The sequence below is a fragment of the uncultured Methylibium sp. genome, assembly GCF_902826655.1.
Classification (GTDB): Bacteria; Pseudomonadota; Gammaproteobacteria; order Burkholderiales; family Burkholderiaceae_C; genus Methylibium.
Genome location: NZ_CADEFR010000128.1, coordinates 1 through 2662, shown reverse-complemented (window position 1 = coordinate 2662; position 2662 = coordinate 1). Strand labels below are relative to the sequence as shown.

Genomic DNA, 2662 nt, shown 5'->3' with positions numbered 1-2662 from the left:
GTCAACCGGCTGCGGTTCCTCGCCCATGAAGGCCTGCTGGCGCAGCAGTGGCTTCTTGGCATGACCGTTCAGGCGCCGATGCCGACGTCAGCCGCGCCGAAAGCGCCACAGGGAGGCGTGGACCCGGCCGTGGCGCGCCAGACCAGCCAGGCGTTCGAGGTCGGCGGCGGTACGGAGGATTGATGGCACGCCGACGCAAGACGAAAGACGCGGTCAGCGCCTCGGCGTTGTCGCAGATGGGGGTCTGCGAGCGGTTGGTCGTGTTCGAGCACCTTCATGGAAAGCGGCCGACACTTGGGCAGAGGGCGGCCCTGCGGCGCGGGCTCCGGGCGCATCGTCAGTTCTTGTCAGAAGGGGTGTCGCACGCGGATCGGGTCGGACGCTGCTTCATCGCCACTCATGTCTTCGGTGAAGGACCGGAGACACAAGTCCTGCGGCGATTCCGCGATCAGTACCTTCGGCCCACGCGTGCAGGACGGCGCCTGATCCTCGCGTACTACCGACTGGCACCGAGTGTGTGTCGCGCCACGGAGAGGTGGCCGATGACTCGGCCTGCGGTGACGGCAGCGATGAGGCCGTTGGTTTGGTTCGCCGAACGCCTTCTTGCTGGTCAGGCGGTAAGCCATGTCAGCGACTGAGCTCTGGCTTTCTCTCGTCAGCTGCGCGGCCTGTGTAGGAGCGGTCTGGGCTGCAGCCCGCCTTGTTCGCAGGCGCGCGGCAGAGGCGAACGAATGGATGCCGGGGGAGTTGAAGGATCACACGCTCGCCTACTCGGAGAGGACGTTCAGGTCCGGAGGCAACAGGCAGGTGGTAGCCCGCGTGGATCGCGCATACCGCGGCCGCAACGGGCTGATCACCCTGGTCGAACTCAAGACGCGACACGCCAACCGCTTCCATCTGTCGGACGTCATCGAACTGTCGGCGCAGCGCGTCGCGCTGGCCGGCGAGACCGGGGAGCCGGTTGCTCGCATCGGATGGGTTGTCGTGGAGTCGTCCGCCCGGCGAACTGCCCATCGGGTCACTCTGATGTCGCCGCAGGCCGTTTGGGAGCTTGCCTCGCGGCGCGACGAGCTTCTGGCGGGCACGGAGTCGCCCAGCTACACGGCTACGCGCGGGGTGTGCGCATCGTGCGCCCACCGACGCAGATGCCGCACGGGTGCTGAACTGTGACTTGGCCGAAGTTGTCTCTCCTCCACGGCGCCAGCATAGGACGCGTGCTAGAGTATTTTCTCCAAGGTACGACTTGAGACGCATTGAGTCGAATGCGAGCCTGTCCCGCCAAACTGGGAAACGCCCGGGAAATGTGGGAAGGGGCCTTCGGCGGAGAGTGTTGTGCGACAAGGACTTGGACGTGGTTTCCATGTATTGATCGACCACATGTGAGCCGGAGCGCCTGGGCGCTGCGACTCAAGCGCAAAGGCCCGCCAGTCGGCGGGCCTTTGTCGTTGGCGGGCTGCCGGCCCCGTCAGGGGCCGTCGGCAGGCACGGCCGCCCGTTGCGGCAGGCCGGTGCCGAGCGGCTCGATGTTGTGGGCCAGCTTGCCCTTGGGCCCGTCGACCATCTCGAAACTGACCCGGGCACCTTGCTTCAGGGTCCGGAAGCCTTCCATGACGATCGCGGAAAAGTGCGCGAAGACGTCTTCGCCTCCGCCTTCGGGTTCGATGAAACCGAAACCCTTTGCGTCATTGAACCATTTGACGGTACCCACGGGCATGGAGCGCTCCGAGCATTCTTCGACGACTTTTTATTCTGTGCAGCCGCCCGGGGGCTGTCAAGGCGGCGTCCGTCGTGATCTCGTCACGGCATCGACAAACAAAGCCCCTGGGCACTGGCGTGGGGCCTTGTCTTCGCCGCCGGTGGTGCCATATTCGCCGGCATGGAAGTCGCTAGCAGCCCCTCTATAGAATCGAATTCATGCCGGACGACAAGCCTGCGCCATCTCCCCCGACGCGACCGGCCGCCAAGCCGGACGACGGGCAGGGCGCCGTCGTGGCCGAGCGGCAGTCGGCACGCGTCGAGCCGCCGAGGATGTACCAGGTCGTGCTCCTCAACGACGACTACACGCCGATGGAGTTCGTCGTGATGGTCCTGCAGGAGCACTTCCAGCGCGACTTCGAAACCGCCACGCAGATCATGCTGAAGATCCACCACGAGGGTCGGGGCGTGTGCGGCATCTACACGAAGGATGTTGCCTCGACGAAGGTCGAGACGGTGCTCGCCGCGGCCAAGCGCTCGGGGCACCCCCTGCAATGCATTATGGAGGCCGCATGATTGCGCAAGAGCTAGAAGTCAGCCTGCACATGGCGTTCGTCGAGGCGCGCCAGCAGCGACATGAGTTCATCACGGTCGAGCACCTGCTGCTCGCGCTGCTCGACAACCCGTCGGCGGCCGAGGTACTGCGGGCCTGTTCGGCCAACCTCGACGACCTGCGCAAGAGCCTGACGCAGTTCATCAAGGAGAACACGCCGACGGTCGGTGGCACCGACGAGGTCGACACACAACCGACGCTGGGCTTCCAGCGCGTGATCCAGCGCGCGATCATGCACGTGCAGTCCACCGGCTCGGGCAAGAAGGAAGTGACCGGCGCCAACGTGCTGGTCGCGATCTTCGGCGAGAAGGACTCGCACGCCGTCTACTACCTGCACCAGCAGGGCGTGACGCG

6 protein-coding genes are annotated in these 2662 nt (G+C 65.4%); 5 read left to right on the top strand and 1 reads right to left on the bottom strand.

Translation table 11 applies throughout. From position 1 onward, the window contains the following. The 3 genes from QZV97_RS20725 to QZV97_RS20720 form a co-directional block, all read left to right on the top strand. Positions 1-183 (top strand): hypothetical protein (locus tag QZV97_RS20725; RefSeq protein ID WP_295647295.1); only part of this gene is annotated, 183 nt, incomplete at its 5' end. Further along, positions 183-638: a CFI-box-CTERM domain-containing protein gene (locus QZV97_RS20945; RefSeq protein ID WP_366558930.1), complete on the top strand. Its 456-nt coding sequence runs from the start codon at positions 183-185 to the stop codon at positions 636-638. The genes QZV97_RS20725 and QZV97_RS20945, both read left to right, overlap by 1 nt. Further along, positions 625-1170: a PD-(D/E)XK nuclease family protein gene (locus QZV97_RS20720; RefSeq protein WP_295647293.1), complete on the top strand. Its 546-nt coding sequence runs from the start codon at positions 625-627 to the stop codon at positions 1168-1170. The genes QZV97_RS20945 and QZV97_RS20720 overlap by 14 nt, the downstream gene beginning before the upstream one ends. Positions 1171-1465: 295 nt before the next feature. On the opposite strand, the gene QZV97_RS20715 is transcribed toward QZV97_RS20720, so the two are convergent. Next, complete coding sequence (locus tag QZV97_RS20715) at positions 1466-1714, bottom strand: cold-shock protein (RefSeq protein ID WP_295647291.1); 249 nt, start codon at positions 1712-1714, stop codon at positions 1466-1468. A 200-nt stretch (positions 1715-1914) separates the two neighbouring features. Here QZV97_RS20715 and clpS point away from each other — a divergent pair, with 200 nt between their 5' ends. After that, positions 1915-2271 (top strand): ATP-dependent Clp protease adapter ClpS, encoded by a 357-nt coding sequence (gene clpS, locus QZV97_RS20710; protein ID WP_295647289.1) that lies wholly within the window; start codon positions 1915-1917, stop codon positions 2269-2271. Beyond that, on the top strand, positions 2268-2662 hold a 395-nt coding region (locus QZV97_RS20705), incomplete at its 3' end, for a Clp protease N-terminal domain-containing protein (protein WP_295647287.1). The genes clpS and QZV97_RS20705, both read left to right, overlap by 4 nt.

Coding starts and splice junctions, on each gene's coding strand:
- QZV97_RS20945 (WP_366558930.1), top strand. CDS start 183: ATGGCACGCCGACGCAAGACGAAAGACGCGGTCAGCGCCTCGGCGTTG.
- QZV97_RS20720 (WP_295647293.1), top strand. CDS start 625: ATGTCAGCGACTGAGCTCTGGCTTTCTCTCGTCAGCTGCGCGGCCTGT.
- QZV97_RS20715 (WP_295647291.1), bottom strand. CDS start 1,714: ATGCCCGTGGGTACCGTCAAATGGTTCAATGACGCAAAGGGTTTCGGT.
- clpS (WP_295647289.1), top strand. CDS start 1,915: ATGCCGGACGACAAGCCTGCGCCATCTCCCCCGACGCGACCGGCCGCC.